This is a genomic window from Asticcacaulis sp. (assembly GCF_051956075.1).
Classification (GTDB): Bacteria; Pseudomonadota; Alphaproteobacteria; order Caulobacterales; family Caulobacteraceae; genus Asticcacaulis.
The window spans coordinates 1-14,900 of the sequence record NZ_JBQCGA010000065.1; the positions used below are offsets into that span (position 1 = coordinate 1).

The window sequence follows — 14,900 nt, forward strand, 5'->3', positions numbered from 1 at the left end:
CCACCCATTGCACCTGACGCTCAGGATCGAGGCCAGCGGCGGCGACCCAGTGGCGCAGCACAAAATGGTGCGGCGAAAAGGTGAAGGGCACGGCGAAGACCAGCCGTCCTGCGCCCGCATAGCGCCGCTTCGCCACCTCGCGCGCCAGAAGCTTCGCGCTGCCGCGCAAGGATTTGGGCGCCTCGCCATTCTCCTCCAGCGCGCGCTTCAACGCCTCCGACACCAGCACCGAATTGCCGCCCGCTCCCAGCGCCATCGGCGCAATGATCCGGCCCATGGACGGACCTTGCCCCAGGGCCGCCGCGAACGGCATGGGCGCCAGAATATGCGCCGCGTCGATCAGGCCATAGGCCAGTTTGTCGCGGATGTTCGACCAGTTGGCCTCGCGCGACAGGGTGACGCTCAAGCCCTCGCTGTCGTAAAAACCGAGCGCTTCGGCGACCAGAATCACCGCCGCGTCGTTGAGCGGATTATAGGCGAGGGTCAGGTTCATAACGCGCTTCCCGGTTTCAGAAGGTCGCTGACGGCCAGAATGTCGGCGGCGACCGCCTGCATGGGCCGCCCGGTGTCCATGGCGTGCTTGCGCAGGAGTTTATAGGCTTCGTCCTCGCTGAGATGGCGCGAATTCATCAGCACCCCCTTGGCGCGGTCGATGGTCTTGCGGGCGGCGAGGTCGGCGCGCGCCTTGTCGAGATCGCGGCGCATGCCCTGCATGACCTCAAAGCGCGAGGCCGCGACGCTGAGGATCGAGGCGATGCGGGCCGGATTGAAGCCATCGACAATATAGCCGACCACGCCCGCCTCCAGCGCCTTGGCCGTGGCGTTGGCGTCGGAGCGATCCACGAACATGACGACGGGCCGCGGCGCGGCGTCATTGGCCAGTTGCAGCGCCTCCAGCATGTCGCGGTCCGGGCTTTCGCAGGCGATGATCACCATGTCCGGGTCGAAGTCGCGCAACATGCGCAGCTCGAAACGCCCGGACAGACGGATCAGCGTGTCCGGCCCGCCATATTCGGCGCGGATGCCGTCCGCCACCAGCGTCGCGCGCGTCTCGTCGGGGTCAATGACCAGAACCTTCATCTGTCGGTCGATCGTCCAATAAAAAAGCCGCTTTCCCCGCCTGCGACAGCACAGACGAAGAAAGGCGGCGTTGCCTCATGCGGGCCAATCCGGCCATCGAGCCGCCCGCTAAGCCATTAGCATGTGCAATATTTGCGCATTTGGCAAGCGTCCTGATAATGGCTTCAGGTCACCGGACGTTTGGCCAGCTTGCGCGCCAGGGTGCGGCGATGCAGGCCGAGGCGACGCGCGGTCTCGGAGATATTGTAATCGGTCTCGACCAGCACCTCGTTGATGCGTTCCCATTCGAGGTTTTTCAACGAGGTCGGCCTCTCGACGATTTCAACTTCGGTCTCGCCCTCGCTGCGCCCGAAGGCGGCCAGAATGTCCTCGGCGTTTGCGGGCTTGGCCAGATAGTGACAGGCGCCCAGCTTGACCGCCTCGACGGCGGTGGTGATGCTGGCGTAGCCGGTCAGCACGACGATGCGCATGGCCGGATCAAGTTGCGCCAGCCCCTTGACGCATTCCAGCCCCGACGCTCCCCCCATGCGCAGATCGACTACGGCGGCCTGCGGGCGCAAGGCGGGCGCACTTTTAAGCGCCGCTTCGGTCGAATGTTCGACATGGGCGACATGGCCGCGACGGGTCAGCGATCGCGCCAGCGCTGCGGCCAGATCGGCATTGTCATCGACGATCAGAATGGTCTCGATCATGGCAGCTTGCTCTGTGTCTGCATCCTCAAACCGTCCAGAGGCAGGATCAGCGCGACCTCAGCGCCGCGCGCCAGATTGCGCGCCTCAAGCCGCCCGCCCAAAGCCCGCGCCGTGTTGGCGGCGAGAAAAAGTCCTAATCCACGCGGCGCGTCGCCGCTTTTGCTTGTGACATAGGGCTGGCCGACCGCCGCCAGAATGTCGGGCGCGAAACCGGGACCGTCATCCGCCACGACCAGGCTCAACTCGCCCGCCTCCATGTATCCTGCAAAGCGCAAACCGGACGGCGAGGCCTCAACGGCGTTGTCGAGCAGGTTGAAAAGCGCCTGCTCCAGCGCCTTGTCGGCGACGATCGGCGTCTCATCGAGCCGGATGTCCTCATCAAGCGGCGCGTCAGGGTGACGTCGCCGCCACCCTTTGGCAACGTCGGCGACAAAGACGTTGAGCGGCTTCTCTTGCGCCCCTTCGCCGCGCGTCTGGCCCGACGCGGCCAGAATGTCGGAAATAATCATCTTGCAGCGTCCGATCTGGCTTTGCAGCGCGGCGATATCGGCGTCGCGCTCAGCCCCTTCGGGCGCGCCCAGATCCTGCCAGTCCTTGAGAATCACCGAGGCTGTGGTCAAAGGCGTGCCCAGCTCGTGCGCCGCGCCCGCCGTCAACAGGCCCAGACGCGACAGATGGTCTTGCTCCTGCCGATGCGCCTTCAGATCCGCCACCTCCTGATCACGCAGGCGTAAGTTCGCTCTGATGCGCGCGATCAGCAACACCAGCGCCCCGGCGCAGACCGCATAGCCGAGCATCATGCCGTTCATATGCAGGGCCGACATATCGACCAGAGGCGCATCCGCGCTCATGCGCTTATCGCCCATATCCATGATCATCGGCGTGTTCTGATGCGCGGCGGCGATGGCCAGAGCGGCGTAACACACAAGCGTCAGCCCATAGAGCAGCCAGGCGCGCAGCGGCGACAGCATGACCGCCCCCAGAATCACCGGCAGCATAAAGAACGATACGAACGGGTTGGAGGTCGCGCCGCTCAGGTCGAGCAGGGCGGCCAGAACCAGCACATCAACGACCAGGCCCGCGAACAGATCGAGATCGCGCACGGGCTTGACCTGCCGTAACCGCCACACCGACCAGACATTGAACGCGATCAGGAGCGAGGCGGCGCCCAGCATGAGTCCCAAAGGCAGAACAATGCCCAGGCCATAGACGGCGACGGCGATCAATCCGACCTGCACGCAGAAGGCCATGCCGCGCAGCGTCAGCAGGATGCGCAGGTTTTTTCGGTTGGCGGCGTCTTCAATGCTCTGATAGGAGGTCATGCCGACGCCCCTGTAAGGACTTGATGATGCGCAAATCTCTGAAACGAAGAGATATTCTGGTCGCCGCCGCCGCCCTGCTGGCGACGCCCGCCGCCGCCGCCGCGCCGCGTCAGGGCCGTCCCGCGCCGGACTTTCACGCCGTCACGCTGGATGGGCGAAGCCTCAGCCTGTCGTCCCTGCGCGGCAAGGTGGTTTTGCTGAATTTCTGGGCGAGCTGGTGCGGGCCGTGTCGCGGCGAAATGCCCGCGCTCGACGCCTTCTACAAGGCGCGGCGCGATCACGGCCTTGAGATCGTCGCCATCAGCCAGGACGCGCCCGCTCAGGACGCGGTGGTGCGCGCTCTGGCGAGCGGTCTGTCCTTCCCCGTCGCGCTGGAGCGCGATGCGGCCTATCGCGGCTACGGCGATATCTACGCCCTGCCGACCAGCTTCGTCATCGACCGTTCGGGCGTATTGCGGCTGGACGGCGCGCGCCATCCGGTCATTTTCGATGTCTATAAGCTCGATCAGGTGATTTCGCCCCTGTTGTCGCTGCCCGTCAGTCCGGCCGCCAAGGCCTTGCCGGACGTTCTATAGCGCAGAAGCGCGCGCCGCGCTTGGACACTTTGTCCAATAGGGCGCAAATCCATCGCATTATATAGCGCGGCCTATGACACAGGTTCGCACATTTTCACTGCTTTTCGCCGCCGCCCTTCTCCCCGTGTGCGCCCACGCCGAAATCCTGACCGAAGTGGTGGTCAAGGGCGAGCGCAAGGCCCCCAATGTCCCGACCACGACCGAAGGCGTCACCGCCGAAGCTCTGGCCAAGGCGGTCAATATCGTCACGCCCGAAGACACGCTGCGTTACGTCCCGAACGTGCTGATCCGCCAGCGCCATATCGGCGACACGCAATCGCCGATCACCACGCGCACCTCCGGCGTCGGCGGCTCCGCCCGCAGTCTGATCTATGTTGACGGCATTCTGATCTCGGCCCTGATCGGCAATAACAACACCTCGGCCTCGCCGAAATGGGGGCTGATCACGCCGGACGCGGTGGCGCGCGTCGATGTGCTGTACGGTCCCTATTCCGCCGCCTATGCGGGCAACAGTCTGGGCAGCGTCATCCTCTTCCAGACCCGCATGCCGACGAAGCTGGAAGGCGGGATCGACGTGCAGGCCGCCGAACAGGACTTCAAAAAATACGGCGATAAGGACAGTTACGCCACAGGCCGCCTCGCCGCCGATCTCGGCGATCGCAACGGGCGTCTGGCCTGGCGACTCAGTCTCAACCACCTCGATACGCACAGCCAGCCCCTGACCTATATCACCGCCACGGGCGCCGCGCCCGCCGGTTCGACCGGCTGGTTCGACGCCGTGAACCGCACCGGCGCGGCCATCAAAGTGCTGGGCGCGGGCGGACTTGAGCATCAGGTTCAGGACAACGCTTCGGGGCGCGTCACCTACGACCTGACCCCAAACCTGACCGCGGCCTATGCCTTCGGTCTGTTCGTCAACGACGATCAGGCGCACGCAAACACCTACCTGAAAGACGCCAGCGGCGCGCCGGTCTATACATCGGCCTTTTCCAACGGCGTCTATCGTCTGAAAGAAACCCAACTGGCGCAAGGCGCGTCCCTGACCTCGCATACGGGCGGCGTCTTCGATTACAGCCTGACCATGTCGGTCTTCGACTATCTGAAAAGCCATCAGCGCACCCCGACGCTGGCGCTGCCCGCAGCCTATGACGGCGGCGCGGGAAGCGACGCGGTGCTGAACGGCACCGGCTGGAACACGCTTGATGCGCAAGGCGTGTGGCGTCCCGACGGGCCGCATGAAGTCAGTTTCGGCCTGCATCAGGACAGTTTCAAGCTCGACAATCCCAAATATAAGGTCGCCGACTGGCGCGGCGACGACGAAGGGGTTTTGGCCTCGGCCAGCCGCGGTCGCACCCAGACGCAGGCCCTCTGGGCGCAGGACGTCATGCGGCTGGGACCACGCACACGCCTGACCGCCGGCCTGCGGCTCGAACACTGGCGCGCCTATGACGGCGAAAACTATTCCGCGTCGCCTGCGCTCGACGTCAGGCAGCCGGAGCTGAAACGCGACGCCGTGTCGCCAAAGCTGGTCCTGGCCTTTAATCCCAGGCCCGACTGGGCGCTGAAGGCCTCGCTCGGCGCCGCGTCGCGCTTTCCGACCGTGACCGAACTTTATCAGGCGGTGACGACCGGCGCCGTCCTCAGCGTCCCCAATCCGACCCTGCGTCCCGAACAGGCCGTGTCCTCCGAGCTGTCGGCGCAGAAGATCTGGCCCGACGCCTCCTTACGCATTTCGGTCTTCCACGAAGAGATCAAGGACGCCCTGCTGTCGCAGAGCGCGCCCCTGCTGGCGGGCTCATCCACGCTTTACAACTACGTCCAGAATATCGACCGCACGCGCGGAAGCGGCATCGAGATCGTCGGCGACAAGAGCGATTTTCTCATTCGTAACCTGCAAATCTCCGGCTGGGTCACCTATGTCGAGGTCAGGATCGACAAGGATACGGCCTTCGCCGCCGCCGTGGGCAAGGACATCCCGCAACTGCCGCGCCTGCGAGGATCGCTGGTCCTGACCTATGAGCCGACGCCGAAATGGGATCTAACCGTGGCGGCGCGCTATTCCGACCCGTCCTACGGGACGATCGACAACAGCGATCATGTGCATGACGCCTATACCGGCTTTGACGGCTTCACGGTCATCGACCTGCATGCGCGCTATCGGCTTAACGCCCACTGGAGCGCCGATCTGGGCGTCAACAACCTGAACAATCAGGCGTTTTTCCTCTACCATCCGTTCCCGCAACGCACGGCGATCCTCGATCTGAAATATCGCTATTAGAGCCCGATCTGAAATTAAAGTGAGTGGCGTCAGTAGGTTAGTTTGACCGCCCGTCCTGCACGTATTGGTCTTGCCAAATGATTTGACCGACGACGAATGGCGCCCGGTTAGAAAGTCTTGCGCTACGCCTGACGCGTTCACAAGCGCTCACACAAGTCCAGATCCTACCTGCACGGAATGGTCTTCTCCAGAGCCCTTGCCTGGTCTTTGAGTTTCGCGTCGCTTTTGCGCGCATACTGCTCATCAAAGGCGCTGACCGCCTGGCAGCTTTCCTTTGGTCGATGCGAAGCGTTCAAGACTGTGGCAAGCTCGATCGTCGCGTCGCCAGCCCAGGGCTCAGATGGCCAGCCTTCAAGACTATGGGCGAAGGCGGCGATCGCGTCGTCGGCCTGTGATGTGTCAACATAGGCCAGACCGAGCCGATACCAGGCTTCGTTCCGCTCTTTAGATTTGGGCCATGCCTTGACATAGGCCTGAAGCGCAAGGATCGCGGTGTCAGTCTGACCTGCCTGCAAAAAGCCGACGGCCTGTTTGAAATCTCCCGAGGCGCTTCCCGTTGTCGGGGGCGGTGGCGGCGGGGGAGGAGGCGGCGCGCTTTCCTTATCCAGAAGCGCCAGATGCGCATCCTCCTGATCGGCGCGTTGGCTCAGGCTGTCCAGTCGGGTTTGGTTCAGCGCCATCGCCTGCTGCGCCAAAGAGGTTCCATGCTGAACGTCTTCTTCCTGCCCGGTAAGATCTCGAACCTTATTGGCGAGCTCTGTCTGCTTGGCGTCCATAGCCGATAAGGTCGCCTGAAGCGCGAGCACCTCTGGATCGGTTGGCAGAAGCTGGGGTGGCCCGGATTTGGGTCGACGCATCCAGGTCAAATCCCAATGCGCATGTCGCACCGCACGGTCAAGTTCGTCAATGCGCTTATCGTTCCAGCCGGATGGGGCCGATACGCCAGGGCTCGCGCCCTCCGGTCCCGCCAGAGGTCCAGTCTGGGGTCCAGTCTGGGGTCCAGTCTGAGACGCGCTCTGGGCCGATTGCGCCGCCGGTAGGAAGTCCTGAGCGCTTGATGACGTCCAGCCGCAAATGGCGCCCGCTAAGACAACCACAGCAGCGCAAACTCCTGCTCGCATGGAAGGTTTTCTCCTTGACCAGACGCGGCTGAACGGCAAGCCTTGATAAGAGTGTAAGTCTGGCATGCGCCCTGGCCTATCTGATGAGAAAAGCCTTGCCGCCAGCATACCACTGTATGAAAGCGCCGAAAAGCTCGCCCCTTTATGTTTAAAGCCAGGGCGCAGGAGCCTTAGCCTACGGCGCCCGAGACAATAGCTGTGTGAGCATTGCGATTGTGCTGCCACGCGGCCTCGCCCGTACCCGGATCGATAGGCTTTTCCTTGCCATAGGAGATCGTCGCGATGCGTGCTGGCGTCACGCCGTGAGCCGTCAGGAAGTCCGCAACCGTCTGCGCGCGCCGCGCGCCCAGGGCGAAGTTATATTCTCGGGTTCCGCGTTCATCGGCGTTGCCCTCGATGCGAACATGCACCGCCGGGTAACGATCGAGCCATTGCGCCTGCGCCGCAAGTATAGCGTCGGCCTTGGCGCTGAGCGTCGAGTCATTGGTGTCAAAATAAATTCTGTCACCCACATTCACAACGAAGTCCTGCTGCGACCCAGGCGCGATCGAAGGCATAGGCGCCTGCGCGACAGGAGTCTGGGGCTGCGGCGCAGGAGAAGGCGCCGGAGCAGCCGGCGGCGGCGGCGGCGCGGCGGCGATTTTTGTCGGCTTTGACGCGCATGCGGCCAAAGATAACGTCATCAGACCGCTCAGAGCGATGAGCTGCCCGTATTTATGCAAATTTTTCATGATGATCCCCGCGCTAGACTGAACGCGGACGGCTAGGTCTCACGACCACATGGCGAAAAAACGGTGCAAAACTACCGGGTTTCTGACGAAGCAGAAATATCTGAGGCAAACTGGTGTCTTTTTATACTGAAGCGACGCAAAGCTTGGATTGGCGGCGATCAGTCCTCCGTGGTGAGGCTACGACCTGCCGCCGCCGTGGACAACTCTTGATACGACAGAGACTGGCAGGCTCCCCTCATCTCAGCCCGCTGCCTGTCCAAACGAGCGGGGCCAGTTCTTTCAGAGGGCTGCGCGCGCAAAGCGGCTCCGTTTTCTTTGCGAACTGATAGAAAGACGTCTTGGAATTGGTGGCTTTCCTGCGATAACTGGTCGCCTATGGTGGTGAAGACTTTTCTATTTGGCGGCGGCCTGTGGCTGGGCGCGACCGCGGCGTCGGCGCAGGTTCTGAGTCTTGACGCAGACGGTCACATGACTGTGCTGTGTACGGCGGCGCAGAACGCCCAAGCCGCGCCCGTCGCGCCTATGACGACAACGCCCGCCGCCTATGCGCCCATGATCGCGCGCGCGGCGCAGGCTTACCAACTGGCGCCCGACCTGCTCGACACCCTGATCCGGGAGGAATCCGGCTATGACGCCAGGGCTGTCTCGAAAAAAGGCGCTGTCGGCCTGACCCAGTTCATGCCTACGACGGCTAAGGCGCTCGGCGTGGACCCTTACGATCCACAGCAGAACATCATGGGCGGGGCCGCCCTGTTGCGACACTTGCTCGACGCCTATGACGGCCATATCGACCTGGCCCTGGCCGGTTATAACGCCGGGCAGGGGGCGGTGGCGAAATATGGCGGTATGCCGCCCTATGCCGAAACGCGTGAATATGTCGGACAAAACCTTGCCAATCTGGCGGCCATCAGCGAAAATGCTGTTCATAAGGCTGGCCAAGCGCCGATAAATGCCGATAACTATATTCAGTCATGTCAGGCGGATACACATGTCCGCTGACGGGGAGACAAAGCTTATGAAACGCATTCACCACAGCCTGACCGCTGCGGCGGCGGGCCTGATGGGTCTGGCGGCCTCCGCGCAGGCGCAAACCGTCGATCCTGCGGGTTCGTCGCCGATAGCGAACGCTCTGGACTGGATTCAGGGCACGTTGATGGGCCGCGTGGCCACGACGGTGGCGGTGATCGCGGTCGCGGCGGTCGGCTTCATGATGCTGACGGGCCGGATGAACTGGAAGTTCGGCGCCACGGTGATCGTGGGTTGCTTCGTGCTGTTCGGCGCCGCCACCATCGTCGCCGGCATCCAGTCGGTCGCGCACTAGGCGCGCGCCATGGCCGAGCTGATCCGCTCACCGGTGTTCAAGGCGCTGACCCAGCCGCAGATGTTCGCGGGCGTGACCTATTCCTACTTCATCATCAATGCGGTGGTGACGACGGAGGCCTTTCTGGTCACGCGCTCCTTCTGGGCCTTTGCGGTGGCGGGCGTCATCCACGCCATCGGTTATCTGGCCTGCCTGCGCGAGCCGCGCGTCTTCGATCTGTGGCTCATCAAGGTCTCGCGCTGTCCGCGGGTGCGCAACCACCGCTTCTGGCGCTGCAACTCCTATAGTCCGTAAAGTCCCTCATGTCCCAGCCCCCCGCCAGCACCGGATTTGCGCGCCTGTTCGGCAAGGAGCAGCGCGCGGGCGACCGCCTGCCTTATGACCGCCTGCTGGACGAGCGCACGCTCGTCTTGCGCGATGGATCGCTGATGCAGACGATCCATCTGGAGGGCTTCGCCTTCGAGACGGCCGACACCGACGAGGTCAATCATCGTCAGATCGTGCGCGCCGCCGCGCTCAGGGCCATCGGTTCGTCGCGCTTCGTCCTCTATCATCACATCGTCCGCCGCCGCGTGTCGGTCGGGCTGGACGCCGCCTTTGACGATCCGGTTTGCGAACTGATCCAGCAAAAATGGCGGGATCGCCTGTCATCGCGGCAACTGTTCGTCAACGACCTGTTCATCACCATCGTGCGCCGCAATCCGAAGGGCAAGGTCGGCTTCGCCGAAAGCCTGGCCAGTCTGATGGGGCGCGGCGTCGGCGCGACGGCGCAGGCCGCGCAGCAGGCGCGCGACCACAAGGAGCTGCAAGGCGCCTCAGACGCGCTGCTGGCGGCGCTGCAAGCCTATGGCCCGCGCCTGCTGGGCGGCTATGAGACCGCCAACGGTCGCTGCAACGAGCTGCTGGAGCTCCTGTCCTGCCTGTTCAACGGCGAGATGCGCCCGGTCCTGCGCCCGACCTCGGACATCGGCCATTACCTGCCCTATCGCCGCGTCAGCTTCGGCCTGGAGGCGCTGGAGCAGGCCAGCCTCGGCGCGGGCAAGGATTTTTCCGCCATCCTGTCGCTCAAGGACTATCCGCCGCACGCCACGCCCGGCATGTGCGACGCCCTGCTGCGCTTACCGTTCGAGATGACCCTGACCGAAAGCTTCGCCTTCGTGGACCGTCAGATCGGCATGGAGCGCGTCAACCTGGCCCTGCGCCGTATGCGCGCGGCGGATGAGGAGGCTTTGTCGCTGCGGCAGGGGCTGATGAACGCCAAGGACGATCTGGCCACCGGGGCCATGGGGCTGGGCGAACACCATATGAGCGTGCTGGTGCGCGCCGGATCGCTGGAGGCGCTCGACCCGGCGGTGGCGCAGGCTCTGGCCGCGCTGGCCGATCTCGGCGCCGTGGCGGTGCGCGAGGACGTCAATCTGGAGCCGGCCTTCTGGGCGCAGTTCCCCGGCAACGAAGCCTATATCGCGCGCAATGCGCTGATCTCGACCTCGGCCTACGCCTCCTTCGCCAGCCTGCACGGCTTTCCGATCGGCCAGCCGGAGGGCAATCACTGGGGGCAGGCGGTGACGGTGTTCGAGACCTCGTCCGGCACGCCCTACTATTTCAACTTCCACAAGGCCGATCTTGGCAATTTCACCGTCATCGGCCCGTCGGGCTCGGGCAAGACGGTCCTGCTCAACTTCCTGGCGGCGCAGGCGCAGAAGTTCGAGCCGCGCACCGTCCTGTTCGACAAGGATCGCGGCGCCGAAATCTTCATCCGCGCCATCGGCGGCCATTACGCAACCTTACGCCCCGGCGAGCCGTCCGGCTTCAACCCGTTGCGCATGGACGACACGCCAGGCAACCGCGCCTTCCTGCGCGCCCTGATCGGGCGATTGCTGACGCGCCCTGATCTTGCGCTCAGTTCGGAAGAAGAGGCGATCATCTCCGAGGCGGTCGACGCCAATTTCGAGCAGGAGCCCAAATACCGCCGCCTGCGCTATTTGCGCGAACTCCTAAGCGGTGCGCGCCGCCCGACGCACGGCGATCTGGCCGCGCGGCTGGCGCCGTGGGTCGGCGAGGGGGAAAACGCCTGGCTGTTCGACAACGAAGACGATGCGCTCGACATGGACCGGCGCACGCTCGGCTTCGACATGACCTTGCTGCTCAACGATCCGGCCCTGCGCACGCCTTGCATGATGTATCTGTTCCAGCGCGTCGAGGAGCGGCTTGACGGAACGCCGACGATTCTGATCATCGACGAGGGCTGGAAGGCGCTCGACGACGACGCCTTCGCCGCGGCCATCCGCAACTGGATGAAGACCCTGCGCAAGCGCAACGCTATTTTAGGCTTCGGCACCCAGTCGGCGCGCGACGCGCTCGATTCGCGCATAGCGAGCGCCATCATCGAACAGACCGCCACGCAGGTGTTCACGCCCAATCCGCGCGCCCAGGCCGAGGATTATTGCGACGGCTTCGGCCTGACCGAACACGAGCTGGACCTGATCCGGGCCATCCCCGCCGCCTCGCGCGCCTTTCTGGTCAAGCACGGCAACCATTCGGTCGTGGCGCGGCTTGATCTGTCCAACATGCCGGAGATCCTGACCGTATTGTCGGGCCGCGAGCAGAGCGTGCGAAGGCTCGATGAACTGCGCGCCAGGCTGGGCGACGATCCGGCCCTGTGGTGGTCCGAGCTGACCGGACAGGCCTGGCCCGGACCAACACCGGAGGCGGCGGCCTGATGGAAGACTGCCCCGCCATCACCCTGGTCGGCGAAACCAGCGTCTCAGGCTCGCTGGCGGCCATGGACTGCCACATCAATGCGGCGGTGCATATCGGCTATGACCGTCTGTTCGGTCCCGGCGGCGCCTTCGGTTTTGCGCTCAGCGCCCTGCTGGTCATCTATGTCGCCCTGATCGGCTACGGTTTCATGACCGGACGCACCCGCCTGACCCTGATGATGATGTCGCCGCGCATCATGACCATGGCGCTGGTCCTGACCTTCGCGACCGCCTGGCCCGCCTATCACGCCATCTTTTACGGCCTTCTGATGGGCGGCCCCGATCAGGTGGCGGCGGCGCTTCTGCACGTCAACGGCAGCGCCGTCATGCACTTCGCGCAACAACTGGACGCCCTGTTCGTGCGCTTCGCCGACATAGCCCGCGCGCTCGACGACAGCGGCGCGGCGACGGTGACCACCCCGAACGGGCAGGTCGCCCAAGTCGCCCAAGTCGCCATGCCCCTGCCGCACAGCATGCCGGTGCAGCTCTTCTGGCTGTCGGGCCTGTGTCTGCTGGTCTCGACGCTCGGCGTACTGATCCTGACGCGACTGGTGCTGTACCTGCTGCTCATCCTCGGCCCGGTCTTCATCATCTTCGCCCTGTTTCCGCAGACGCGCGGCCTGTTCAACGGCTGGCTGCGCACGTCCCTGGTGTTCGCCCTGGCGCCGCTTCTGACCGTTTTGGGCGGCACGGCGGCCCTGATGCTGTTCGCGCCCCTGATCAACGCCATTGGCGAAGACCCGCAAGGCGCGGTCAAGGCCGTTCAGCCCATGGTCATCCTGTTCATGGGCTCGCTGATCTACTGCGCCTTCCTGTTCGTGCTGATGTGGGTGGCCGCCTCACTGGTGCGCGACTGGCAGGCAAGCTTCCGGGGCCGCGACGTGACGCCGCCCGTTTCGGCAGCGGCCACAGCCAGCGCGTCAGGCGCGGCGCAACCGCTTGTCGGCCGCGACGCCCAGACCCGCACCGAGCCGCTGGTCAGCGCCATCAACCGCGCGCAGGAGATCGCCACCGGCGCAGCGAGCACAACCGCGCGCGCCAATGCGCTCGGCCTTTACGATCCCGCAGCTCGCGACTCTGGCCGCGACCCTGGCCGCGCCGCCTCCGCCGACCGCTTCCGCCGCGTGCAGGGGTTGGGCCAGCGCTTTCGCCCGACCCGGCCCGCCGCCGGTCTGACCCCCACAAAGCCGAATACGCCATGAAGACCTTGCCTTTTCTCCTGAGCCTGCTGCTTGCGCCCGCAGCCCTCGCGCAGACCGCCCCGGATGCGCGCCTGCGCGTCCTGCCCTACACGCCTGACGCCGTAACGGTGCTGGAGGGCTGTCAGAACTTCCAGACCATGATCGGCTTTAACGACGACGAGCATATCGACAATGTCGGCCTCGGCGATTCCTCGCAATGGCAGGTCATGCCGAACAAGCGCGGCAACCTCCTGTTCGTCAAGCCGTTGAGCGCCGCCGCCTTCTCCAACATGACCGTGGTCAGCGACAAGCGCGTCTATAATTTCGAGCTGCGCGCCGCGCCGGAGGCCGACTGCCGCAAGGGCCGCGTCGTCTATGAACTGCGCTTCACCTATCCGGCGGACAAGGCCGCCAGCGTCGCCGCTGCGGCGGCGAATCCCGACGACCTGCCGCCGCCCGCTAAACGCAATATCGCTTACACCTATTCCGGCGCCGTCGATCTGGTGCCGCTGCGCGTCTTCGACAATGGCAGTTCAACCTTCATGCACTGGGCCGACGGCGTCGCTACGCCCGCCATCTATGCGCTGGGCGCGGACGGATCGGAAAGCCTTGTCAACTACGCCCAGCGCGGCGACTATCTGGTGGTCGAGCAGGTGGCGCGCGCCTTCGTGCTGCGGCGCGGCAATCTGAAAACCGTGCTGTACAATGACGATTTTCGCACCGTGGCGCTCGACGCGGACTCGCCGCAGCCGCGCAGCAAGGAACAGGGGATCATAAAATGAGCGAGACCCGCCTGCCCAAGGGTTCGGACCCGCGCCTGAAGCTCGACCGCGACGCGCTGGAGGCCGCCTCGCTGACCGCCATGCCGCAGGTGGCGCGCGCCTCGTCGTCGGGCGACAACCTGACCCTGCTGGCCGGAATCGCGGGCATCGCCGCTCTGGGCCTGTTCACCTTCTTCAGTCTTGGCCGCGCGCCGAAAACGCCCGCGCCGCAACCTGTCAAAACCGTCGTGCAGGCGCCGCCGCCGTCAAATGACCTGCCGCCGGTCAATCCATCGCTCAATCCGGTCGAGCCCGCGCCGCAACCGGTCGCCGTGCAACCGGTCGCGCCCGCTCCCGCTCAGGTCGAAACGAACAATACCCGCGCCCCGGCGCTGATCATCGACAATTCCCTGCCCCCGGCGCAGGCCGCCGCACAATCGGCGGCGGCCAAGGAAGCCAAGGCGCTCAACGCCAACGACCAGTTCTTCGCCAGCCAGACCAGCGACGCCTCGCAAAAGGCGCAAAAATTCTCCGACCCGTCGCAGATCGTGCCGCAGGGCGCGGTCATCCCCGCTGTGCTGGAGACGGCGATCAATTCCGACCTGCCGGGCTATACCCGCGCCATCGTGTCGCGCGACGTGCGCTCGTTTGACGGCGCGCAGGTGCTGATCCCGCGCGGCTCGCGTCTGGTCGGCCAGTACAAGTGCGGGCTGGCCAGCGGCGAGACGCGCGTCTTCATCATCTGGAACCGGCTGATCCGCCCGGACGGCGTGTCGATCTCGCTGGCCTCTCCGGCCACCGACGATCTGGGGCAGGCGGGCATGAGCGGCAAGGTCGACACCCATTTCGCCAAGCGCTTCGGCTCGGCCATCCTGTTGTCGATCGTCAACGGACTGGCCGGCGCCCTGAGCGGCGGCAACAGCAACACCATCGTGATCGGCACGTCCTCGGACGCCCAGGGCGCGGTTGGCGAGGCCCTGGCCAGCGACGTCAAGATTCCGCCGACCATCAAGGCGCCGCAGGGCGCGCCGATTCAGGTCTTCGCCGCGCGCGACCTTGATTTCGATCTGGGACAATAG

The 14,900-nt window shown here is 64.6% G+C and carries 15 protein-coding genes; 9 read left to right on the plus strand and 6 right to left on the minus strand.

All coding sequences use genetic code 11. The features are described from left to right. From ACTHLA_RS17600 to ACTHLA_RS17615, 4 genes are all read right to left on the minus strand, one after another. Positions 1-493 (minus strand): ABC transporter substrate-binding protein (locus ACTHLA_RS17600; RefSeq protein ID WP_440192593.1); only part of this gene is annotated, 493 nt, incomplete at its 3' end. Next, positions 490-1,080, minus strand: coding sequence for an ANTAR domain-containing response regulator (locus ACTHLA_RS17605; protein ID WP_440192596.1), 591 nt, complete (start codon positions 1,078-1,080; stop codon positions 490-492). The genes ACTHLA_RS17605 and ACTHLA_RS17600, both read right to left, overlap by 4 nt. Before the next feature lie 164 nt (positions 1,081-1,244). Beyond that, entirely contained in the window at positions 1,245-1,772 is a 528-nt protein-coding gene (locus ACTHLA_RS17610) for a response regulator transcription factor (protein WP_440192599.1), read from the minus strand. After that, positions 1,769-3,094, minus strand: coding sequence for an ATP-binding protein (locus tag ACTHLA_RS17615; RefSeq protein ID WP_440192602.1), 1,326 nt, complete (start codon positions 3,092-3,094; stop codon positions 1,769-1,771). Before ACTHLA_RS17615 ends, ACTHLA_RS17610 begins: the two co-directional genes overlap by 4 nt. A 23-nt stretch (positions 3,095-3,117) precedes the next feature. Between ACTHLA_RS17615 and ACTHLA_RS17620 the strand changes: the two genes are divergently transcribed. After that, the gene (locus ACTHLA_RS17620) at positions 3,118-3,669 is read left to right on the plus strand and encodes a TlpA disulfide reductase family protein (protein ID WP_440192605.1); all 552 of its coding nucleotides are present in this window, start codon (positions 3,118-3,120) and stop codon (positions 3,667-3,669) included. Positions 3,670-3,742: 73 nt separating this feature from the next. After that, on the plus strand, positions 3,743-5,947 hold the full coding sequence (locus tag ACTHLA_RS17625; protein WP_440192608.1) for a TonB-dependent receptor: 2,205 nt from the start codon (positions 3,743-3,745) through the stop codon (positions 5,945-5,947). 164 nt (positions 5,948-6,111) lie between these two features. On the opposite strand, the gene ACTHLA_RS17630 is transcribed toward ACTHLA_RS17625, so the two are convergent. Further along, positions 6,112-6,723: a tetratricopeptide repeat protein gene (locus ACTHLA_RS17630; RefSeq protein ID WP_440192611.1), complete on the minus strand. Its 612-nt coding sequence runs from the start codon at positions 6,721-6,723 to the stop codon at positions 6,112-6,114. Positions 6,724-7,238: 515 nt separating this feature from the next. Further along, positions 7,239-7,799, minus strand: a complete 561-nt coding sequence (pal, locus tag ACTHLA_RS17635; protein WP_440192614.1) for a peptidoglycan-associated lipoprotein Pal — start codon at positions 7,797-7,799, stop codon at positions 7,239-7,241. A gap of 375 nt (positions 7,800-8,174) precedes the next feature. Here pal and ACTHLA_RS17640 point away from each other — a divergent pair, with 375 nt between their 5' ends. From ACTHLA_RS17640 to virB10, 7 genes are read left to right on the plus strand one after another with little or no spacing between them, the layout of a single operon-like run. Beyond that, a complete protein-coding gene (locus ACTHLA_RS17640; RefSeq protein ID WP_440192617.1) occupies positions 8,175-8,798 on the plus strand; it encodes a lytic transglycosylase domain-containing protein in 624 nt (207 codons plus the stop codon). Positions 8,799-8,814: 16 nt separating this feature from the next. Then, a complete protein-coding gene (locus ACTHLA_RS17645) occupies positions 8,815-9,120 on the plus strand; it encodes a TrbC/VirB2 family protein (protein ID WP_440192620.1) in 306 nt (101 codons plus the stop codon). A 9-nt stretch (positions 9,121-9,129) separates the two neighbouring features. Next, entirely contained in the window at positions 9,130-9,414 is a 285-nt protein-coding gene (locus ACTHLA_RS17650) for a type IV secretion system protein VirB3 (RefSeq protein ID WP_440192623.1), read from the plus strand. 8 nt (positions 9,415-9,422) lie between these two features. After that, on the plus strand, positions 9,423-11,840 hold the full coding sequence (locus ACTHLA_RS17655; RefSeq protein ID WP_440192626.1) for a VirB4 family type IV secretion/conjugal transfer ATPase: 2,418 nt from the start codon (positions 9,423-9,425) through the stop codon (positions 11,838-11,840). Beyond that, positions 11,840-13,081, plus strand: a complete 1,242-nt coding sequence (locus ACTHLA_RS17660) for a type IV secretion system protein (RefSeq protein ID WP_440192629.1) — start codon at positions 11,840-11,842, stop codon at positions 13,079-13,081. The genes ACTHLA_RS17655 and ACTHLA_RS17660 overlap by 1 nt, the downstream gene beginning before the upstream one ends. Continuing rightward, positions 13,078-13,842 (plus strand): TrbG/VirB9 family P-type conjugative transfer protein, encoded by a 765-nt coding sequence (locus tag ACTHLA_RS17665; RefSeq protein ID WP_440192631.1) that lies wholly within the window; start codon positions 13,078-13,080, stop codon positions 13,840-13,842. The genes ACTHLA_RS17660 and ACTHLA_RS17665 overlap by 4 nt, the downstream gene beginning before the upstream one ends. Then, the gene (gene virB10 / locus ACTHLA_RS17670) at positions 13,839-14,900 is read left to right on the plus strand and encodes a type IV secretion system protein VirB10 (protein WP_440192634.1); all 1,062 of its coding nucleotides are present in this window, start codon (positions 13,839-13,841) and stop codon (positions 14,898-14,900) included. The genes ACTHLA_RS17665 and virB10 overlap by 4 nt, the downstream gene beginning before the upstream one ends.